We start from the raw sequence: 19,762 nt of genomic DNA, 5'->3' as shown, positions 1-19,762 counted from the left end.
GGGGGTTGTCCAACGCAGATGTTTCCTACGGTTTTTCGGGAGCAGTCCCACGGGAAGCTCGGAAACGGGAAACGCCTTGAAGTGATAATTTTTTGTGCCGTCGTCCCGGCCCATCGCAGCAGAGGAACTTCAACCGTGCTTGAACACGCTATTTCATCCGTTGGGATCACACCCGAATGCCATTGGGAGTGCTATTTTGAGTGTCTCTAAAAGCATCCCAAGGAACTGTTTCATGACACACATCGTGCTTTCGCAGGTCGTGGCAAGCATCTCTGAACTGAAAAGAAACCCTATGGGGACAGTGGCTGCGGGCGGGGGAGAGTCCGTTGCAATTCTCAACCGTAACGAGCCTGCCTTCTATTGCGTCCCTGCCAGGGAATATGAGGCACTGATGAGCCGTCTGGAAGACCTGGAGCTGATTGCACTCTGCAAGGAGCGAGAAAACGATCCGACCATAAAGGTTTCCATTGATGACCTATGAGCTGGAGTTTTCGGAAAAAGCCTGGAAAGAATGGAAGAAGCTCGGCGCAACCGTGAGGGATCAGTTCAAGAAGAAGCTTCAGGAGCGGCTTGTCAATCCGCACGTACCGGGAGACCGGCTTAACGGACTCGGGAATGCCTACAAGATCAAATTGCGCAGTGCCGGCTATCGATTGGTCTACAGGGTCGTCGATGAAGTTCTGGTCATCACCGTCATAGCGGTCGGAAAAAGGGAGCGGGGTGAGGTCTACACGGACGCCGGCAGCCGATAACACAAGTTGCAACGCACCATGCCCATTTCAGAAACATCCCCCGCACCATTTGTGAACCAGATACCCGCCTGCGTAGCCAACGGTAGCGCTACGCCATCGTCCCCTTCGGTAACACCCTTTCTTCGTTTCAATCCATCTGTTTGATTCAAAACACTTTTCAATCTTCCCTACATTCCCTGTCCGAGCTGTGGCACACTTTCTGCTGTCTGTTCCGCTGTTACATACTAAGTTCCGGTATAGCGGAATAAACATCATCCTGGAGTGCTTGCCATGCATCACCGTCCTTCCTTGTTCAAAGCGTGTGTTCTTTTAATCGCGGCCTCTGCCGCTGCCGTGGGCGTGGCCCAGGCGGCGGACAGCAAGCTCGATAGCGTTCTGGCCCGTGGCAAAGTGATTGTAGGCACCGGCAGCACCAATGCGCCGTGGCACTTCCAGGGGGCGGATGGCAAGTTGCAGGGTTTTGATATCGACATTGGCCACATGATCGCCAAGGGGTTGTTCAATGACCCGGAGAAGGTTGAGTACGTGGTGCAGTCTTCCGATGCGCGAATTCCCAACCTGCTGACCGACAAGGTCGACATCAGCTGCCAGTTCATCACCGTGACCGCCAGCCGTGCCCAGCAGGTGGCGTTCACCCTGCCGTACTACCGTGAAGGCGTCGGCCTGCTGCTGCCGGCCAACAGCAAGTACAAGGAAATCGACGACATGCAGGCTGCCGGCGACAAGGTGACGGTGGCCGTGCTGCAGAACGTGTACGCCGAGGAACTGGTGCATCAGGCGCTGCCCAAGGCCAAGGTCGATCAGTACGACAGCGTGGACCTGATGTACCAGGCCGTGAACTCCGGCCGCGCCGACGCGGCGGCCACCGATCAGTCCTCGGTCAAATACCTGATGGTGCAGAACCCTGGCCGCTATCGCAGCCCGGCCTACGCCTGGAGCCCGCAAACCTATGCCTGCGCGGTCAAGCGCGGCGATCAGGACTGGCTGAACTTCGTCAACACCACCTTGCATGAAGCCATGACCGGCGTGGAGTTCCCGACCTACGCGGCGTCGTTCAAGAAGTGGTTCGGTGTAGAACTTCCTTCGCCTGCAATCGGTTTCCCCGTCGAATTCAAATGATCCCGTGAGAGCGGGGCGCTAAAACGCCCCGCTCAAGGTACTGCCGACCATGAACTATCAGTTGAACTTTGCCGCCGTGTGGCGCGATTTCGACACCTTGCTGGCGGGGCTCGGTCTGGGCCTGGAGCTGGCGCTGGTGTCGATCGCCATCGGCTGCGTGATCGGCCTGCTGATGGCGTTTGCCTTGCTGTCCAAGCATCGCCCGTTGCGGGTGCTGGCCTCGGTGTATGTCACGGTGATCCGTAACACGCCGATCCTGGTGTTGATTCTGTTGATCTACTTCGCCTTGCCGAGCCTGGGGATTCGTCTGGACAAGATTCCCTCGTTCATCATCACCCTGTCGTTGTACGCCGGGGCGTACCTGACCGAAGTGTTCCGCGGCGGATTGCTCAGCATTCCCAAGGGCCAGCGCGAAGCCGGCCTGGCGATCGGCCTGGGCGAATGGCAGGTCAAGGCTTACGTCACGGTGCCTGTGATGTTGCGCAATGTGCTGCCGGCCTTGTCGAACAACTTCATTTCGCTGTTCAAGGACACCTCCCTGGCGGCGGCGATTGCCGTGCCGGAGCTGACCTATTACGCGCGCAAGATCAATGTCGAGAGCTACCGGGTGATCGAGACCTGGCTGGTGACCACGGCGCTCTATGTGGCGGCCTGTTACCTCATTGCCATGATGCTGCGTTACCTCGAACAGCGTCTGGCGATCCGCCGATAGGAGCCCCACATGTACGAATCTCCCAGTTGGTTGCATGAGTTGTGGGTGGCCCGCGATGTGTTGTGGCAGGGCTTTTTGACCAGCGTGCAGTGTTCGGCCCTGGCGATTCTGCTGGGCACGCTGCTCGGGGTGTTCTCCGGTCTGGTCCTGACATACGGCAAGTTCTGGATGCGCGCGCCGTTTCGTTTTTATGTCGATGTTATTCGCGGCACGCCGGTGTTCGTGCTGGTGCTGGCGTGCTTTTACATGGCACCGGCGCTGGGCTGGCAGATCAGCGCGTTCCAGGCCGGTGCCCTGGGGCTGACGCTGTTTTGCGGCTCCCACGTGTCGGAAATCGTGCGCGGTGCCTTGCAGGCTTTACCGCGCGGACAAATGGAAGCGAGCAAGGCGATCGGCCTGACCTTCTATCAGGCCCTGGGCTACGTGCTGTTGCCCCAGGCACTGCGGCAGATCCTGCCGACCTGGGTCAACTCGTCCACCGAGATCGTCAAGGCCTCGACCCTGCTGTCGGTGATCGGCGTTGCGGAGTTGCTGCTCAGCACCCAGCAGATCATCGCCCGGACCTTCATGACCCTTGAGTTTTACCTGTTCGCCGGATTTCTGTTTTTCGTCATCAACTACGGCATCGAGTTACTCGGCCGGCACATTGAAAAGCGGGTGGCCTTGCCATGACACAGACTCAAACCAACGCACAAAACGGCCAACCCTTGCTGGACATTCGCGGCCTGCACAAACGCTATGACCAACTCGAAGTGCTCAAGGGCGTCGACCTGACCATGCAGCGTGGCAACGTCGTGACGCTGATCGGTTCCAGCGGCTCGGGCAAGACCACGCTGCTGCGCTGCGTGAACATGCTCGAAGAGTTCCAGGGCGGGCAGATCCTGCTCGATGGCGAATCCATCGGTTATGACGAGGTCAACGGCAAGCGCATTCGCCACGCGGAAAAGGTCATCGCCCGCCATCGCGCCATGACCGGCATGGCCTTCCAGCAGTTCAACCTGTTCCCGCACCTCACCGCCTTGCAGAACGTCACGTTGGGTTTGCTCAAGGTGAAGAAACTGCACAAGGACGAGGCGGTGGCCCTGGCGGAAAAATGGCTGGAGCGCGTCGGCCTGCTGGAGCGCCGCGATCACTATCCGGGGCAGTTGTCCGGCGGTCAGCAGCAGCGCGTGGCGATTGCCCGGGCGATTGCGATGAACCCGAGCCTGATGCTGTTTGACGAAGTGACTTCGGCGCTGGACCCGGAGCTGGTCAGCGAAGTGCTCAACGTGATCAAGGGCCTGGCGGACGATGGCATGACCATGTTGCTGGTGACCCACGAAATGCGTTTCGCCTTCGAGGTCTCGGACAAGATCGTTTTCATGAACAAGGGGCGCATCGAAGAGCAGGGGCCACCCAAGGAGCTGTTCGAGCGCCCACAGTCGCCGCGTCTGGCTGAATTTCTCAAAAGCACGCGGTTTTAAACACTCGATTTTCAATCAGGAGAAACACTCATGAGCATTACTCGTTACGGCACCGGCAGTTCCGCCGCTGGCGGCACGCCGCGTCCTTTCGCCCGCGCCGTTGAAGCCGATGGCTGGCTGCACGTATCCGGCCAGGTGCCGGCGAAGGATGGCGAGATCATTGTGGGTGGCATCGTCGAGCAGACCCACCAGACCATGCAGAACCTGATCGCGATACTCCAGGAGGCCGGTTATGGCCTGGAAGATGTGGTGCGTGCCGGGGTGTGGCTGGATGATCCGCGGGATTTCACCAGTTTCAACAAGGTGTTTGCCGAGTACTTCAAGCCTGAGCATGCACCGGCCCGGGCCTGCGTGCAGGCGAGCATGATGGTTGACTGCAAGGTCGAGATCGACTGCATCGCGTACAAGAAAAAGGCCTGAACCGAGGTGTGCCCATCGCGGGCAAGCCTTGCTCCTACAGGGTCTCACCGTCTGTAGGAGCAAAGCTTGCTCGCGATGGCGGCCTAACAGTCACCGCAAGACCCTAGGTAAACTCCCGGCACTTTGTATGGGAACCACACACATGACCGAAGACACCATCAAGCGCCGGGCACGCGGTCTGGACCGGGCGTTCGATATCCTCGATTTCCTCAAGGAAGTCGGCCAGCCCCTGCGCCCGAACGACATCGCCAACGGGATCGGCAGCCCCAAATCCACCGTGTATGAACTGGTGGCTTCGCTACTGGAACGACGGATTCTGGAGCCGGTGGGCAAGGACGGTCACGTTTACCTCGGCCGTCAGCTGTACTTTCTTGGCCAGGCACATCTGCGCCATTTCGACCTGACCCGCGAGGCCGATCACGCCCTGCAGGAAATCGTCAGCCAGACCCGCGAAACCGCGCAGATGTGCCTGCTCAACGGGCGCAAATACACCGTGGCGCTGATGAAGGAAGGGGAGCGGCATTTCCGCATTTCCTCGGACATCGGCGAAAACGCGCCAATCCCCTGGACCGCCTCCGGGCGCCTGTTGTTGGCGCACCTGAGCGACCAGGCAATCGTCGACCTGATCGACCATGACGACTTCATTCTGCCCAACGGTGAACGCTTGCCGCTTGAGCAATTTCTGCAGGAAATCCGTCAGGCCGGCATCGACGGCTTTTTCTCCTTCGACAGCGTCGCCGACACCTTTACCCATTGCTTCGCCGCCCCGGTCAAAGACCCCAACGGCGTGGCCATTTGCACCTTGTGCATCGTCGCCCCGCGCGCCGATGCCAAGGCTCATTACAACGACTACCGCCGGGTGCTGATCGAGAGCGCGAACAGCCTGGCCCGTCGCATCAACGAATAACAGCGGCTGCCCGCAGCCGCGAATGTGAGGAGTTCAACCATGTCTTCTGCCCCCAATACCGCCAACGTGGATAAGGGCGCTGCGCAAGTCGGCGCCAGCCTGGTCCGCGACGTCAGCCTGCCGGCCCTGGTGCTGCACCGCGAGGCGCTGGAACACAACATTCGCTGGATGCAGGACTTCGTCAGCAACAGCGGCGCCGAGCTTGCGCCTCACGGCAAGACCAGCATGACCCCGGCGCTGTTCCGTCGCCAACTGGACGCCGGCGCCTGGGGCATCACCCTGGCCAGCGCCACGCAAACCCGCGCGGCCTACGCCCATGGCGTACGCCGGGTGTTGATGGCCAACCAACTGGTGGGTACGCCGAACATGGCGCTGATTGCCGACCTGCTGGCTGACCCGAATTTCGACTTCTATTGCATGGTCGATCACCCGGATAACGTGGCGGATCTCGGTGCCTATTTCGCCTCGCGCGGCGTGCGCCTGAACGTGATGATCGAATACGGCGTGGTTGGCGGGCGTTGCGGTTGCCGCAGCGAACAGGAAGTGCTCGACCTGGCCAAGGCCATTGCCGCACAACCGGCATTGGCCCTGACCGGCATTGAAGGCTACGAAGGGGTGATCCACGGCGATCACGCCATCAGCGGCATTCGCGCCTTCGCCCAGTCGCTGGTGCGTTTGGCGGTGCAGTTGCAGGACAGCGGTGCATTCGCCATCGCCAAGCCGATCGTCACCGCGTCCGGTTCGGCCTGGTATGACCTGATCGCCGAAGAGTTCGAGGCACAGAACGCCGGCGGGCGTTTCCTCAGTGTGCTGCGTCCGGGCAGCTACGTGGCCCATGACCACGGCATCTATAAGGAAGCGCAATGCTGCGTGCTCGACCGTCGCAGCGATCTGCAGGAAGGCCTGCGCCCGGCGCTGGAAGTCTGGGCCCACGTGCAGTCGTTGCCGGAGCCGGGCTTCGCGGTGATCGCCCTGGGCAAGCGCGACGTGGCTTACGATGCCGGTTTGCCGGTGCCATTGCTGCGTTACAAGGCCGGCGTGGTGCCGGCCAAGGGCGACGATGTTGGCGGTTGCAAGGTGACGGCGGTGATGGACCAGCATGCGTTCATGACCGTGGCGCCGGGGGTGGAATTGCGGGTGGGGGACATCATTTCGTTTGGCACCTCGCACCCGTGCCTGACGTTCGACAAGTGGCGCACGGGGTGTCTGGTGGATGAGCAGTTGAACGTCATCGAGAACATGGAAACCTGTTTCTAAGGTTCAAGACCGCGGCGCGGCCATCGCGAGCAGGCTCGCTCCTACAATGGAATGCGTTTCCCTGTAGGAGCGAGCCTGCTCGCGATGGCGGTGGCCCAGACACCAAAGCAACACCAGAGACTCCTCACATGAACACCATCAACACCCTGGGCCCCAACACCCCCCGCATCGCCCTGATCGGCGAATGCATGATCGAGCTGCAACACCGCGCCGACGGCAGCCTGCAACAGAGCTTCGGCGGCGACACCCTGAACACCGCCGTCTACCTGTCCCGTGAGCTCGGCGCGGCCGGCAGCGTGGATTACGTCACCGCCCTGGGCGATGACAGTTTCAGCGATGCCATGTGCCAGAGCTGGGCCGAAGAGAACATCGGCCTGGAAATGGTCCAGCGCTTGCCCGGCCGCCTGCCGGGGCTGTACTGCATCCAGACCGACGCCGCCGGTGAACGGCGCTTTCTCTACTGGCGCAATGAAGCCGCGGTGCGCGATTGCTTCACCACCCCGGCTGCCGAGCCGATCCTCGCGGCGCTGCCGGATTACGACGTGCTGTATTTCAGCGGCATCACCCTGGCGGTGCTGGGCGTGCAAGGTCGGAAAAAATTGCTCGAAACCCTGATCGAAGCCCGGCAACGGGATGCGCGGATCGTGTTCGACAACAACTACCGGCCACGGCTGTGGGCCTCGGTCGAAGAGGCGCGGACGGCCTATCGCAGCGTGCTGCCTTACGTCGACCTGGCGCTGCTGACCGTCGATGACGAACAGGCGCTGTTCCACTTTGCCGACTGCGCGGCGGTGTTCGAGGCGTACGAGCAGATTGGCACCCCGGAAGTGGTGCTCAAGCGCGGCGCCGAGGCATGTTTGATTCGTTGTGAGGGTGAGGCGTTCGAGGTGCCGGCGCAGAAGGTCGAGCGGGTGGTGGACACCACGGCGGCGGGGGATTCGTTCAGTGCGGCGTATTTGGCCAGTCGGCTCAAGGGCGGTAGCCCGGTAGAGGCGGCCGAGGCGGGGCATCGGTTGGCGAGTCGGGTGATTCAGGTGCCGGGGGCGCTGATCCCGAGGTAAGTGTTGGATGGCCGCTGGCTGCGCCATCGGATCGCGAGCAGGCTCGCTCCTACAGTGGAGTGCGGTCAACTGTAGGAGCGAGCCTGCTCGCGATCGCGCTCTGCTGCCAAGCACTCAATCCCGGAAAAACACCTGCACCAGGTGATACCCGAACTTGCTCTTGATTGGCCCATGCACCACCCGCAGCGGTTTCTTGAAGATCACCGCATCGATCGCCCCGACCATCTGCCCTGGCCGCACTTCACCCAGGTCGCCGCCACGTTTGCCGGAAGGGCAGGTGGAATACTTCTTGGCCAAAACATCGAACGCTTCGCCTTTGGCGATGCGTTGCTTGAGTTGCTCGGCTTCTTCGGCGGTTTTCACCAGAATGTGGCGGGCTTGAGCTTTCATGGGGCAGGTACCTTGTAACGGTGCTTTCAACAGGGGGCGCGATTATGCCCTAACTCATTCGGAACGGCCGATCATCGTGCGAATCTTGTTGGCCAGCAGATCAATGGAAAACGGCTTGGCCACCATGTCCATGCCTTCTTCGAGAAATCCCTGGCGTTCGGCGGCCATCTGCGCGTAGCCGGTCATGAACAGCACTTTGATGAGTGGCCGGTGCTGACGGGCGATTTCCGCCAATTGCCGACCGTTCATGCCTGGCAGGCCGACATCGGTGACCAGCAGATCGACCCGCATACTTGATTCGAGCAAGGGCAGGGCGGTCTTTGCGTCTTCGGCTTCGTAGGCGCGATACCCCAACTCGGTGAGCAGGCTCAGCACCAGCATGCGCACCGCCGGATCGTCCTCCACCAGCACCACGGTTTCCCCGGCAATCGCCGGCGGTGCCTCGCTGATGACCGGCGACAGCACATCGTGCGACTCCTCATCCAGCAGTCGCGGCAGGTACAGGCGCACGTTGGTGCCCTGGCCGGGCATGCTGAAAATGCTGACGTGCCCGCCCGACTGCTGGGCAAAGCCGTAGATCATCGACAACCCCAGTCCCGTGCCCTGGCCGATGGGCTTGGTGGTGAAGAACGGATCGAAGGCCTTGGCCAACACCTTGGGGGTCATGCCGGTGCCGTTGTCACTGACCGCGATCATCACATAGTCGCCAGCCTTGACCGGCTCCAGAATGTTGACGTCACTGCCGTCCAGATACACGTTGGCGGTTTCGATACATAGCTGGCCGCCGTCAGGCATCGCGTCCCGGGCGTTGATCACCAGATTGAGCAGGGCGTTTTCCAGTTGGCTGACGTCGGTGCTCACCGACCAGAGCTTTTCTGCCAGTTGCAGTTTGAGCTCTATGTGGTCGCCCTTGGTGCGGCTGAACAGGTCTTCCAGTGAATGGATCAGATCGTTGGCATTGAGCGGCTTGCGGTCCAGCGACTGGCGTCGGGAAAACGCCAGCAAGCGATGGGTGAGGGCGGCGGCGCGGTTGGCCGAAGACACCGCCGCTTCGGTGAACCGGGCGATTTCCGATGTACGCCCTTCGGCAATGTAGCGTTGCATCAGGTCCAGACTGCCGATGATCCCGGTGAGCATGTTGTTGAAGTCATGGGCAATGCCGCCGGTGAGCTGCCCGACGGCTTCCATTTTCTGCGCATGGCGCAAGGCCTCTTCGGCGCGTTCACGCTCGAACATTTCGTTTTGCAGGCGCTGATTGGTCTCGGCCAGTTGCCGGGTCCGTGCAGCGACCCGTTCTTCGAGGGTCTCGTTGAGGTTGCGCAGGGCTTCTTCAGTCTGTTTGCGTTCGGTTTCGTCGATCACGAAGATGTAAAAGCCGTTCACCGCGCCATCGGCGCCATGGCGCGGCAAGTAGTTCATCAAGGCGTGGCGGATGCTGCCGTCCCGGTGCGGCGTGTTGATGCTGAAACAGCAAGGCCTGCCGGTCAGCGCCTGGGCAATGTACTCGGCGCGCAAAGCGTAGGCTTCATCGCCCAGCACTTCGCGTACGGTGCGGCCGTAGAGTTCCTGGGGTGTCAGGCCGTACCAGTCCAGGTACGCGGAATTGTTCAGGCGAAAGCGTTCCTCGCGGTCGACGTAACTGATCAGGATCGGCATGGCGTTGATGATCAGTTGCAACTCGGTCTGGCTCTGGCGCAGCGCCTGTTCGGTGTTCTTGCGTTCGGTCAGGTCCAGGGCGGCGCCGAGGAAGCGGATCGGCCGGCCATGGTGGTCCTTGTAGCAACGGCCGCGGGCAAACACCCAGCGCAATTGGCCGTCGGCCTGCAACAGACGGTATTCCTCGGCGTATTCGGTGCCTTCATTGATGCAGTGTTTGATGCTGCGGGCGATCAGGGCACGGTCCTGCGGGTGGACCCCGTGCAGATACGCGCTGATTGGCAACTGCCCGGCCATGGCCGGGTCGATGCCGTGCAATTGTGCGAAACGCGCGTCGGCGATGAAGCGGTCCTCGCTGATGTCCCAGTCCCAGGTGCCCACCGCGTCGGTGGCGGCGAGGGCCAGTTGCAGGCGTTCCTCGGTGTCCTGTTGCGCCTTGAGGCTGGCGGCAGAGCGCTGTTCCAGTTCCAGGGCGATACGACGACGCTCGTTGGTTTCGATGGCGGTGACCAGGATGCCGGCGACTTCGGCTTTTTCATCGCGGATGGGGCTGTAGGTCAGGTCCAGCCAGAAGTCGGAATCCTTGCCGTCGCGCTGCAAGGTAAAGCGCTGCTCGCTGTAGGTCCGCACCTGGCCCTGTAGGACGGCGCTGTAAATCGGGTCGGTAAAGTCCTTGAGTTCCGGCCAGATCTGGTGAGTTGGCTGTCCGAACGCGTGTGGGTGCTTGCTGCCGGCCAGCAGGGCGAAGCCATCGTTGTAGATCTGTGTCAGCTGCGGTCCCCAGAGCAGCAGCATCGGCATCGGCGAATGAATCACGATGTCCACGGCGGTCCGCAGGCTCTGCGGCCAGGCACTCGCGTCGCCCAATGGGCTGTTTGCCCAGTCCAGGCGGGCAATCAGGGCCTGGGCATCGCTGCCGGTAGGTGATGCACTCATCAAGGTTTCCTGAACATGTGCCGGTAAGACGACGTCTACTCTGTTGTTGAGCGGTTTTCCGCGGCCCGATTTTGGGGTCGTTTCTTTCAATTGAATGCTTCGCGGGTGCTTTTTGCCATGGAAATCGATGCGTTGTTAAAACGACTGGCCAGCCAGAATGGGTCCGACCTTTACCTGTCGACGGGCGCACCGCCCAGTGCGCGGTTCGACGGGGTGCTGACGCCACTGGCGGAGCAATCGTTCAAACCGGGGGAAATCGCGCTCATCGCCGCCTCCATCATGGACGCCGAACAGCGCCTTGAGTTCGATCGTGAACTGGAAATGAACCTGGCGATTTCCCTGCCGGGGGTCGGCCGCTTCCGGGTCAATATCTTCAAGCAGCGCAACGATGTGTCGATGGTAGTACGCAACGTCAAACTCGACATCCCGCGCTATGAAGACCTCAAGCTGCCGCCGGTGCTGCTGGAGACCGTGATGCTCAAGCAGGGCCTGATGCTGTTCGTCGGGGCCACCGGCTCGGGCAAGTCCACGTCGCTGGCGGCGTTGATCGATTACCGCAACCGACACAGTCGCGGACATATCGTCACCATCGAGGACCCCATCGAATTCATCCATCGGCATAAAAACTCGATCATCAACCAGCGCGAAGTGGGGGTGGACACCCGAAGTTTTCACATGGCCCTGAAAAACACCCTGCGCCAGGCACCGGACGTGGTGCTGATCGGTGAAATCCGCGACCGCGAAACCATGGAGCACGCGCTGGCCTTCGCCGACACCGGGCACCTGGTGATTTCCACCTTGCATGCGCACAACGCCAGCCAGGCGCTGGATCGCGTGATCAATTTCTTTCCCGAAGAGCGCCGGGGGCAGTTGCTCCACGATCTGGGCAACAACCTCAAGGCCTTCGTTTCGCAACGCTTGGTGCGTGCCCGTGACGGTGGGCGGCGGGTTGCAGTGGAAGTGCTGCTGGGGACGCCGACGGTTGGTGATCTGATCCGCCTCAATCGTCTGGATGACTTGAAGGAGATCATGGAGAAATCCACCGCCCAGGGTATGCAGACCTTCGATGCGGCGCTGTATGAGCTGGTGGTGGAGGGCGCGATCAGTGAGGAAGAGGCGTTGAAAAATGCTGATTCGGTGAACAATTTGCGATTGCGGGTGAAATTGCACGCCGAGGCCATTCCGGGCACTCACACGCCACCGGGCGATTGGGGCCTGATGGATTGACGTCTTGCACCTGTAGGAGCGAGCCCTGCTCGCGATGAACCTGAGAGCGCCGCGGGGTGTCAGGCTCCCGACGTTATCGTTGACGACCATCGCGAGCAGGGCTCGCTCCTACAGGGGAAATGTGGTCGTTCCCGCGCAATGTGTGGGGACGATCATTCAGTTCTGCAGTTCGGGGCGGTCGCGAAATTGCTCCAGCGCCTCGGGGTTCGCCAGCGCATCGGTGTTCCTGACCTTCTGCCCATGCACCACATTGCGCACCGCCAGCTCGACAATCTTGCCGCTGATGGTCCGGGGAATGTCGGTCACCGCGATGATCTTCGCCGGCACATGGCGCGGCGTGGTGTTGGCACGAATGACCTGGCGGATCTGCTGTTGCAGCGTTTCATCCAGCGTCACGCCGTCCTGCAGGCGCACGAACAACACCACCCGTACGTCGTCCTGCCACTGCTGACCAATGGCCACGCTGTCGAGCACCTGCGGGACTTTTTCCACCTGGCGATAGATTTCCGCCGTGCCAATGCGCACGCCGCCGGGATTGAGCACCGCGTCGGAGCGCCCGTGGATCATCATCCCGCCATCGAGCAGTTGCTCGGCGTAGTCGCCCTGGGCCCAGACGCCGGGGAACTGGCTGAAATACGAGGCGCGCAGCTTTTCGCCATCAGGGTCATGCCACAGGCCGATGGGCATGGCCGGGAAGTGCCGGGTGCACACCAGTTCACCTTTTTCGCCGATCACCGGCTGGCCCTCGTCGTTCCACACCTCGACGGCCATCCCGAGGCTTTTGCCCTGCATTTCGCCACGACGTACCGGTTGCAGGGGATTGCCGTTGGCGAAGCAGGAAATGATATCGGTGCCACCCGACATCGATGCCAGACACAGGTCAGGCTTGAGATCGCGGTACACGTAGTCGTAGCTCTGCGGTGACAGCGCGGAACCGGTGCAGAGCAAGGTCTTCAGGCTGCCCAGGTCATGACTTTGCGCAGGTTTGACGCCGCTGCTTTCCAGGGTGGCGAGGAATTTTGGGCTGGTGCCAAAGACGCTGATGCGTTCGTCGTCGATCAGATCAATCAAACGCTCCGGGACAGGCTCGAACGGCGAGCCGTCATACAGCACTACCGAACTGCCGACTGCCAGGGCCGAGACCAGCCAGTTCCACATCATCCAGCCGCAGGTGGTGTAGTAGAACAGGCGCTCGCCAGGGCCGAGATCGCAATGCAGGCCGTGTTCCTTGACGTGTTGCAGCAGCACGCCGCCGGTGCCGTGGATGATGCACTTGGGCACGCCGGTGGTGCCGCTGGAATAGAGGATGTACAGCGGGTGGTCGAAGGGCACGGCGACGAAGTCCGGCTTGCCGCCCGGACAGTAGAAGTCGTCCCAGAGCGTGACATTGGCAGAGGTGTGGAAGTCTTCGATGTGCGTGTGGGGCTGCGCGTAGGGCACGACGACCAGCTGTCGCAGCGATGGCAGGCGTTCGAGAATTTCGTTGAGCTTGACCCGTTGGTCGATCTCTTTGCCGGCATAGCGGTAGCCGGCGCAGGTCACCAGGACTTTCGGCTCGATCTGGCCGAAACGGTCAATGACCCCTTGAGTGCCGAAGTCTGGCGAAGAGCAGGACCAGATCGCCCCGAGGCTGGTGGTGGCGAGCATCGCCACCAGGGTTTGCCAAGTGTTGGGCATGCACGCGGCCACCCGGTCGCCCACGCCGACACCGGCGGCGATCAAGCCATTCTGGAAACCGGCGACATGCTCGGCCAGTTCAGCCCAGCTCAGGTGTTCGCGCTGGCCGTTTTCCGCCACGGCAATGACTGCGATGGCATCGTCGCGGCGGCGCAGGAGGTGTTCGGCGAAGTTCAGGGTGGCACCGGGAAACCAATGGGCGTCGGGCATTTGCGAGCCTTCTACCAGCACCGCGTCGGGTTGCTCATGGAAGCGGATATCGAAGAAATCGACGATCGCCTGCCAGAAGTCCGGGCGCTGATCGATGGACCATTGATGCAGGGCAGGGTAGTCGTCGAGGTGCAGGTGGTGACGCTTGATGACGAAGCGGCGAAAAGCTTCCATGCGGGTTTTGGCGATGCGTTCGGGGCTGGGTTGCCAGAGTATTTCGGACATGATTTGCCTCTTCTTGTTAGCGAGTGCTGCGCACTCGATCGCGGGCAAGCCTTGCTCCTACAGGACCAAGGTGCACTTGTAGGAGCAAGGCTTGCCCGCGATGAACGATAACGCGGTCCGTTGGCGAGTTATTGCGCCAACCACCCACCATCCACATTCCACGCCGCCCCCCGCACCTGGCTGCCAGCCTCGCTGCACAGGAACAGCACCAGCTCGCCCAGTTGCGGCGGGGTGACGAACTCCAGTGACGGCTGCTTCTCCGCCAGCAGGTCATGTTGCGCCTGTTGCGGGTCGATACCCGTCGCGGCGCGATCATCGATCTGTTTCTGCACCAGCGGCGTCAGTACCCAGCCTGGGCAAATCGCGTTGCAGGTGACGTTGCTGGTGGCGGTTTCCAGGGCGACGACCTTGGTCAGGCCGATCACGCCATGCTTGGCCGCCACATAAGCCGCCTTGCCGGTCGAGCCGACCAGGCCATGCACTGAAGCAATGTTGATCACCCGGCCCCAACCCTTGGCGCGCATGCCCGGCAGACTCAGGCGCGTGCTATGGAACACCGAGGACAGATTGATGGCGATGATCGAATCCCAGCGCTCCACCGGGAACTCGTCCACTGGTGCCACATGCTGGATACCGGCGTTGTTCACCAGGATGTCGACGCCGCCGAATTCTCGTTCGACGTAGGCAATCATGTCGGCGATCTGCGCCGGATCACTGACATCGGCGGGGTGATGGCCGACCTTGCCGCCGAACTGGCCGACCTCGGCGATCACTTTCGACGCATCGCCGAAACCGTTGAGGACCAGATTGGCGCCCGCCTTGGCCAGGCTCAGGGCGATGCCCAAGCCGATGCCGCTGGTGGAGCCGGTGACCAGTGCGGTCTTGCCTGAAAGAGTCGTCATCTATACCTCACACAATGCCAGTGGCGTAGAAAGTGCCGATTACCACGAAGACCGCCAGGGTCTTGATCAGCGTAATACAGAATATGTCTTTGTAAGCTTCACGGTGGGTCAGGCCAGTGACCGCCAGCAGGGTAATCACCGCGCCGTTGTGCGGCAGGGTGTCCATGCCGCCGCTGGCCATCGCGGCCACGCGGTGCAGCACTTCCAGCGGGATGTTGGCGGCGTGGGCGGCGCTGATGAACTGCTCGGACATCGCCGCCAGGGCGATGCTCATGCCACCCGACGCGGACCCGGTGATACCGGCCAGCAAGGTCACGGTAATCGCTTCGTTGACCAGCGGATTGGGAATGCTTTTGAGCCAGTCGGCCAGTACCAAAAAGCCCGGCAACGAGGCGATCACCGCACCGAAGCCGTATTCCGAGGCGGTGTTCATCGCCGCCAGCAGCGCGCCGCTCACTGCACTCTTACTGCCTTCGGCCAGTTTGCTGCGAATGGCCTGGAAACCGAATGCCAGCACCATGAGGATGCCCACCAGCAGCGCCGCCTGAACCGCCCAGATCGCGGTGAGCTTGGCGATATCGGTGGTGACCGGCGCGGCCATGCCCGGCAGCGCCAGGCTGTGGGTCTTGCCGTACCACTGGGGAATCCACTGGGTGAACAGCAGGTTCATGATGCCCACGGCCAGCAGCGGCGACAGGGCAATCCATGGGTTGGGCAGCTTGATGTCGGCGGCGGTTTCCGGCTCATTGCGCAGGTCGCTGCCATAGCCTTCACCGGCGCGCTGGGCCTTGTTGCGCTGGCGCTGCAGGAACAGCATGCCGGCGCAGAACACGAAGATCGTGCCGATCACCCCCAGCCAGGGCGCCGCCCACGCGGTGGTGTTGAAGAAGGTGCTGGGGATGATGTTCTGGATCTGCGGGGTGCCGGGCAGGGCGTCCATGGTGAACGAGAACGCGCCCAGGGCGATGGTCGCCGGGATCAGGCGCTTGGGGATGTTGCTCTGGCGGAACATTTCGGCGGCAAACGGATAGACCGCGAACACCACCACGAACAGCGACACACCGCCATAGGTGAGCAGCGCACAGACCAGCACGATCACCAGCATCGCCTGGCGCGTGCCCAGCAAGCGGATGGCCGCGGCGACGATGGAGCGCGAGAAGCCCGACAGCTCGATCAGCTTGCCGAACACGGCACCGAGCAGGAACACCGGGAAGTACAACTTGATGAAGCCGACCATTTTTTCCATGAACACGCCGGTGAAGGCAGGCGCGACGGCGGAAGGGTCAGTAAGCAGGACAGCGCCGAGGGCGGCGATGGGGGCAAAAAGGATAACGCTATAGCCGCGGTAGGCAGCCAGCATCAGCAGCGCAAGGGCTGCCAAGGCAATGATCACACTCATGGTGTGTCTCCTGGGATTGTTATTTTTGTAGAGGTGAAACGTTGTAGGAAGGGGCTATAGCGAGTTCTGTGCCAGATCTCTAAGTGATTGAAATATATGGATATATTTGACGATTAAAGATTGGATGTGGTGTTTCTGTCTCTATTTAGAGACTTTGGTGCCTGTGATGGCCTCATCGCGAGCAGGCTCGCTCCCACAGGTTGGGTAGGTTTCCGGGAGAAATTCGATCAAGTGTAGGAGCGAGCCTGCTCGCGATGCTTTGTCTGTGAATAGAGATTTATGTCTCTTTATTGAGACTCCGCGATCCCCAATGCCACCATCTTCTTGTACAACGTCGACCGCCCAAGCCCCAATCTGGCCGCCGCCTCGATCACCTTGCCCCCGCATTGCGCCAGGGTGTTCTCGATCAATTGCCGGTCGAAACGCTCCCGCGCCGCGCTGAATGTCTCGTGCTCCAGCGGTTCGATGGTCAACGCAGTTGCCCGCTCAACCGGGGTGAAGGTGCCGATGGCCGCCCGGATATCCGCCGCCGAGAGACGCAGGTCATCGCTGAGCAACGCCGCCCGCTCCAGCACGTTGCGCAGTTCGCGAATGTTCCCCGGCCAGGCATGTTGACCCAGCAAGGCGAGCGCTTCGACATTGAGTTCATGTTGGCTGCGCAACTCTTCCAGGATCGCTTCGCTGAGCGCGGGCAGGTCGTCCAGTCGGTCGCGCAACGGGGGTACGTGGATCGGCAGGACATTGAGGCGGTAATACAGGTCGGCGCGAAACTCGCCGCGCTTGATCGCAGCCTCAAGATCGGTGGAGGTCGCGGCGATGACCCGGACATCGCTCTGGATCACCTCATTGGAGCCCACCGGTTCGAATTCCTTTTCCTGCAAAACCCGCAACAGTTTGCTTTGCAGCGGCAGCGGCATGTCGCCGATCTCATCGAGGAAAAGCGTGCCGCCCTGGGCGATCTGCAACTTGCCGGCGCGGCCCTTGCGGTCGGCACCGGTGAAGGCGCCGGGGGCGGTGCCAAAGAATTCGGCTTCCAGCAGCGATTCGGGAATCGCCGCGCTGTTGATGCTTACAAACGCCTTGTGTGCCCGGGGCGAGGCGTTGTGGATCGCCTGGGCCAGCAGTTCCTTGCCGGTGCCGGTTTCGCCCAGTAGCAGCACTGGCGATTCGGTGCTGGCACTGCGACGGGCGCGGCGTTTGACTTCGAGGCTGGCGGCACTGGTGCCGATGAAGTGGGCGAAGTTGTACTTGGTCTGTCGGGCTCGCAGCAAGGAGCGCGTGGACGCCAGTTCTTCCTGCATGCTCATGTAGCGCTTGAGCATTGGCGACAGGCTGCGCAACTCGTCGAACAGGGCAAACCCGATGGCGCCGATCACTTCACCTGCATCGTCGTGAATCGGCAGGCGCATGACCACCAGTGGTTCCTTGGGGGTGTCCTGCATGTCCAGCAGGATTGGCCGGCCGGTACGTACCACTTCGCGCAGCAGGCTGCCGGGGATCACGCTTTCACAGGCCTTGCCGATGGCGCCTTCCGCCGAGGACAGGCCGAAGCGCCGGGCGTAGCGCTCGTTCATCCAGACGATGTTGGCATCGCGGTCGACAATCACCGTGCCTTCGCTCGACTGCTCGATGATCTCGAACAACGAACGGATCGCCAGCAGGCGCACGCGCTGGTAGTCCTTGAGGCTTTCGGTGGTGTTCATTGGTTCAGGTCCGGAATATGTGGTGTTTGAGCTGGCCTCATCGCGGGCAAGCCTTGCTCCCACAGGGTATGTGGGAGCCACCGATTGTTGTTATGGCCCAATACCTGTAGGAGCAAGGCTTGCCCGCGATGGCCGCGACGCGGTTTTACGACATGCGCCGGATTATGCCTGCCCCAAATGCGCCGCCGCCAACAGCTCCTTGGTGTACGGGTGCTGCGGTGAATCGAACACCTCGTGGCTGGCGCCGCTTTCCACCACCTTGCCGTCCTTGATCACGATCATGTCGTGGGCCAGGGCGCGTACCACCGCCAGGTCATGGCTGATGAACAGATAGGTCAGGCCATGTTTTTCCTGGAGCTGGCGGAGCAGGGCGACCACCTGTTTTTGCACGGTGCGGTCCAGCGCCGAGGTCGGTTCGTCCAGCAGGATCAGCGCCGGCTTGAGCACCAGCGCCCGGGCGATGGCGATGCGTTGGCGCTGACCGCCGGAGAATTCATGGGGATAGCGATGGCGGCTTTGCGGGTCGAGGCCGACTTCCTGTAGAGCCCGGATTACCTCGGTGATGCATTCCTCATTATTCAACTGGCTGTGCACCTCCAGCCCTTCACAGATGATCTGTTCCACGGTCATTCGCGGGCTCAAACTGCCGAACGGGTCCTGGAATACCACCTGCATCTGCTTGCGCCAGGGTTGAAGCTGCTTCTGGGTCAGGTCGTCCAGTGCCTGGCCCTGAAAGCGAATACTGCCCTCGGAATCGAGCAGGCGCAGGATCGCCTGGCCCAGGGTGGACTTGCCGGAACCGGATTCGCCAACGATGCCCAGGGTCTTGCCGCGTTGCACGTTCAGGCTGATGCCATCCACGGCCTTGAGGTAGGTCTTGCGCTGAAACAACCCGCCGCTAACCGGGAACTGCACCCGCAGATTGTCCACTTCCAGCACGTTTTCACGCTCGTCGCGGGGCAGCGCTTCACCTTCCGGCTCGGCGTTGAGCAGCACGCAGCTGTAGGGGTGTTTCGGTTCAGTGAACAGGGTTTCGCAGGGGGCTTGCTCGACGATTTCGCCAGCCTTCATCACGCAGACGCGCTGGGCGATGCTGCGCACCAGGTTGAGGTCATGACTGATCAACAGCAGCGACATGTTGAGCCGCTGTTGCAGGGATTTGAGCAGCAGCAGGATCTTGCGCTGCACGGTGACGTCCAGTGCGGTGGTGGGCTCGTCGGCAATCAGCAATTCCGGTTCGCAGGCCAGGGCCATGGCGATCATCACCCGTTGCCGCTGGCCGCCGGACAGTTGATGGGGGTAAGCCTTGAGTCGCTCCTTGGGGTTCTTGATGCCGACAAGATGCAGCAGTTCAAGGATGCGCGCCTGCGCCGACTTGCCCGCCATGCCCTTGTGCACCAGCAGGGTTTCGCCAATCTGCTTTTCGATGCTGTGCAAGGGATTGAGGGAGGTCATCGGCTCCTGGAAGATCATGGCGATGCGGTTACCACGCAATTGCCGCAGTCGCTTGGCGTCGGCGCCCACCAGTTCATGGCTGCGGTAGCGGATGCTGCCGGTGGTTTCGGTGCCGCATTCGGGCAGCAATTGCAGGATCGAGTGGGCGGTCACCGACTTGCCCGAGCCCGACTCGCCGACCAGCGCCAGGCATTCGCCGGGGCGGATGTCCAGGCACAGGTTGCGCACCACGGTCTGGCCACTGAAGGCCACGCTGAGGTCACGGATTTCGATCAGGTTAAGGCTCATGTC

18 protein-coding genes are annotated in these 19,762 nt (G+C 61.4%); 11 read left to right on the top strand and 7 right to left on the bottom strand.

The features are described 5' to 3' along the window. Nucleotides 1-232: 232 nt before the first annotated feature. The 10 genes from DKY63_RS05995 to DKY63_RS05950 all read left to right on the top strand — a co-directional run bounded on the left by DKY63_RS05995 (nucleotide 233) and on the right by DKY63_RS05950 (nucleotide 7,691). Nucleotides 233-481: a type II toxin-antitoxin system Phd/YefM family antitoxin gene (locus tag DKY63_RS05995; RefSeq protein ID WP_110963251.1), complete on the top strand. Its 249-nt coding sequence runs from the start codon at nucleotides 233-235 to the stop codon at nucleotides 479-481. After that, nucleotides 471-752 (top strand): type II toxin-antitoxin system RelE family toxin, encoded by a 282-nt coding sequence (locus tag DKY63_RS05990; protein WP_110963250.1) that lies wholly within the window; start codon nucleotides 471-473, stop codon nucleotides 750-752. Before DKY63_RS05995 ends, DKY63_RS05990 begins: the two co-directional genes overlap by 11 nt. 270 nt (nucleotides 753-1,022) lie before the next feature. Then, complete coding sequence (locus DKY63_RS05985; protein WP_110963249.1) at nucleotides 1,023-1,871, top strand: transporter substrate-binding domain-containing protein; 849 nt, start codon at nucleotides 1,023-1,025, stop codon at nucleotides 1,869-1,871. Nucleotides 1,872-1,920: 49 nt separating this feature from the next. Next, nucleotides 1,921-2,583, top strand: a complete 663-nt coding sequence (locus DKY63_RS05980; protein ID WP_008011044.1) for an amino acid ABC transporter permease — start codon at nucleotides 1,921-1,923, stop codon at nucleotides 2,581-2,583. Between the two features lie 9 nt (nucleotides 2,584-2,592). Continuing rightward, nucleotides 2,593-3,255 carry an amino acid ABC transporter permease gene (locus DKY63_RS05975; protein ID WP_110963248.1) on the top strand — a complete coding sequence of 221 codons (663 nt, stop codon included), beginning with the start codon at nucleotides 2,593-2,595 and terminating at the stop codon, nucleotides 3,253-3,255. Next, nucleotides 3,252-4,046 (top strand): amino acid ABC transporter ATP-binding protein, encoded by a 795-nt coding sequence (locus DKY63_RS05970; RefSeq protein ID WP_110963247.1) that lies wholly within the window; start codon nucleotides 3,252-3,254, stop codon nucleotides 4,044-4,046. Before DKY63_RS05975 ends, DKY63_RS05970 begins: the two co-directional genes overlap by 4 nt. A gap of 30 nt (nucleotides 4,047-4,076) precedes the next feature. After that, nucleotides 4,077-4,466, top strand: a complete 390-nt coding sequence (locus DKY63_RS05965) for a RidA family protein (RefSeq protein ID WP_110963246.1) — start codon at nucleotides 4,077-4,079, stop codon at nucleotides 4,464-4,466. Between the two features lie 142 nt (nucleotides 4,467-4,608). Beyond that, nucleotides 4,609-5,373 carry an IclR family transcriptional regulator gene (locus DKY63_RS05960; protein WP_110963245.1) on the top strand — a complete coding sequence of 255 codons (765 nt, stop codon included), beginning with the start codon at nucleotides 4,609-4,611 and terminating at the stop codon, nucleotides 5,371-5,373. A gap of 39 nt (nucleotides 5,374-5,412) precedes the next feature. After that, a complete protein-coding gene (locus DKY63_RS05955; RefSeq protein ID WP_110963244.1) occupies nucleotides 5,413-6,630 on the top strand; it encodes an amino acid deaminase in 1,218 nt (405 codons plus the stop codon). Between the two features lie 128 nt (nucleotides 6,631-6,758). Then, nucleotides 6,759-7,691 carry a sugar kinase gene (locus DKY63_RS05950; protein WP_110963243.1) on the top strand — a complete coding sequence of 311 codons (933 nt, stop codon included), beginning with the start codon at nucleotides 6,759-6,761 and terminating at the stop codon, nucleotides 7,689-7,691. A 114-nt stretch (nucleotides 7,692-7,805) separates the two neighbouring features. Here DKY63_RS05950 and DKY63_RS05945 read toward each other — a convergent pair whose 3' ends face one another. Further along, nucleotides 7,806-8,081 carry a peptidylprolyl isomerase gene (locus DKY63_RS05945; protein ID WP_110963242.1) on the bottom strand — a complete coding sequence of 92 codons (276 nt, stop codon included), beginning with the start codon at nucleotides 8,079-8,081 and terminating at the stop codon, nucleotides 7,806-7,808. Nucleotides 8,082-8,135: 54 nt separating this feature from the next. Beyond that, the gene (locus DKY63_RS05940) at nucleotides 8,136-10,673 is read right to left on the bottom strand and encodes a PAS domain-containing hybrid sensor histidine kinase/response regulator (RefSeq protein WP_110963241.1); all 2,538 of its coding nucleotides are present in this window, start codon (nucleotides 10,671-10,673) and stop codon (nucleotides 8,136-8,138) included. 117 nt (nucleotides 10,674-10,790) lie between these two features. On the opposite strand from DKY63_RS05940, the gene DKY63_RS05935 reads away from it, so the two are divergent. Beyond that, complete coding sequence (locus DKY63_RS05935) at nucleotides 10,791-11,900, top strand: PilT/PilU family type 4a pilus ATPase (RefSeq protein ID WP_110963240.1); 1,110 nt, start codon at nucleotides 10,791-10,793, stop codon at nucleotides 11,898-11,900. A 156-nt stretch (nucleotides 11,901-12,056) separates the two neighbouring features. Here the strand turns inward: DKY63_RS05935 and DKY63_RS05930 are convergent, their stop codons facing one another. The 5 genes from DKY63_RS05930 to DKY63_RS05910 form a co-directional block, all read right to left on the bottom strand. Next, on the bottom strand, nucleotides 12,057-14,012 hold the full coding sequence (locus tag DKY63_RS05930; protein ID WP_110963239.1) for an acetoacetate--CoA ligase: 1,956 nt from the start codon (nucleotides 14,010-14,012) through the stop codon (nucleotides 12,057-12,059). Nucleotides 14,013-14,140: 128 nt separating this feature from the next. Beyond that, nucleotides 14,141-14,914: a 3-hydroxybutyrate dehydrogenase gene (gene hbdH / locus DKY63_RS05925; RefSeq protein ID WP_110963238.1), complete on the bottom strand. Its 774-nt coding sequence runs from the start codon at nucleotides 14,912-14,914 to the stop codon at nucleotides 14,141-14,143. Between the two features lie 7 nt (nucleotides 14,915-14,921). After that, entirely contained in the window at nucleotides 14,922-16,313 is a 1,392-nt protein-coding gene (locus DKY63_RS05920) for a GntP family permease (RefSeq protein WP_110963237.1), read from the bottom strand. Nucleotides 16,314-16,600: 287 nt separating this feature from the next. Beyond that, nucleotides 16,601-18,016 carry a sigma-54 interaction domain-containing protein gene (locus DKY63_RS05915; RefSeq protein ID WP_110963236.1) on the bottom strand — a complete coding sequence of 472 codons (1,416 nt, stop codon included), beginning with the start codon at nucleotides 18,014-18,016 and terminating at the stop codon, nucleotides 16,601-16,603. 162 nt (nucleotides 18,017-18,178) lie between these two features. Beyond that, nucleotides 18,179-19,759, bottom strand: a complete 1,581-nt coding sequence (locus DKY63_RS05910; protein WP_110963235.1) for an ABC transporter ATP-binding protein — start codon at nucleotides 19,757-19,759, stop codon at nucleotides 18,179-18,181. Between the last annotated feature and the right edge of the window lie 3 nt (nucleotides 19,760-19,762).

It is taken from the genome of Pseudomonas putida, assembly GCF_003228315.1.
GTDB classification, from domain to species: domain Bacteria; phylum Pseudomonadota; class Gammaproteobacteria; order Pseudomonadales; family Pseudomonadaceae; genus Aquipseudomonas; species Aquipseudomonas putida_S.
The sequence above is the reverse complement of the archived record's forward strand: the minus strand, read 5'-3'. Positions and strand labels throughout refer to the sequence as shown.

Coding starts and splice junctions, on each gene's coding strand:
- DKY63_RS05995 (WP_110963251.1), top strand. CDS start 233: ATGACACACATCGTGCTTTCGCAGGTCGTGGCAAGCATCTCTGAACTG.
- DKY63_RS05990 (WP_110963250.1), top strand. CDS start 471: ATGACCTATGAGCTGGAGTTTTCGGAAAAAGCCTGGAAAGAATGGAAG.
- DKY63_RS05985 (WP_110963249.1), top strand. CDS start 1,023: ATGCATCACCGTCCTTCCTTGTTCAAAGCGTGTGTTCTTTTAATCGCG.
- DKY63_RS05980 (WP_008011044.1), top strand. CDS start 1,921: ATGAACTATCAGTTGAACTTTGCCGCCGTGTGGCGCGATTTCGACACC.
- DKY63_RS05975 (WP_110963248.1), top strand. CDS start 2,593: ATGTACGAATCTCCCAGTTGGTTGCATGAGTTGTGGGTGGCCCGCGAT.
- DKY63_RS05970 (WP_110963247.1), top strand. CDS start 3,252: ATGACACAGACTCAAACCAACGCACAAAACGGCCAACCCTTGCTGGAC.
- DKY63_RS05965 (WP_110963246.1), top strand. CDS start 4,077: ATGAGCATTACTCGTTACGGCACCGGCAGTTCCGCCGCTGGCGGCACG.
- DKY63_RS05960 (WP_110963245.1), top strand. CDS start 4,609: ATGACCGAAGACACCATCAAGCGCCGGGCACGCGGTCTGGACCGGGCG.
- DKY63_RS05955 (WP_110963244.1), top strand. CDS start 5,413: ATGTCTTCTGCCCCCAATACCGCCAACGTGGATAAGGGCGCTGCGCAA.
- DKY63_RS05950 (WP_110963243.1), top strand. CDS start 6,759: ATGAACACCATCAACACCCTGGGCCCCAACACCCCCCGCATCGCCCTG.
- DKY63_RS05945 (WP_110963242.1), bottom strand. CDS start 8,081: ATGAAAGCTCAAGCCCGCCACATTCTGGTGAAAACCGCCGAAGAAGCC.
- DKY63_RS05940 (WP_110963241.1), bottom strand. CDS start 10,673: ATGAGTGCATCACCTACCGGCAGCGATGCCCAGGCCCTGATTGCCCGC.
- DKY63_RS05935 (WP_110963240.1), top strand. CDS start 10,791: ATGGAAATCGATGCGTTGTTAAAACGACTGGCCAGCCAGAATGGGTCC.
- DKY63_RS05930 (WP_110963239.1), bottom strand. CDS start 14,012: ATGTCCGAAATACTCTGGCAACCCAGCCCCGAACGCATCGCCAAAACC.
- hbdH (WP_110963238.1), bottom strand. CDS start 14,914: ATGACGACTCTTTCAGGCAAGACCGCACTGGTCACCGGCTCCACCAGC.
- DKY63_RS05920 (WP_110963237.1), bottom strand. CDS start 16,313: ATGAGTGTGATCATTGCCTTGGCAGCCCTTGCGCTGCTGATGCTGGCT.
- DKY63_RS05915 (WP_110963236.1), bottom strand. CDS start 18,016: ATGAACACCACCGAAAGCCTCAAGGACTACCAGCGCGTGCGCCTGCTG.
- DKY63_RS05910 (WP_110963235.1), bottom strand. CDS start 19,759: ATGAGCCTTAACCTGATCGAAATCCGTGACCTCAGCGTGGCCTTCAGT.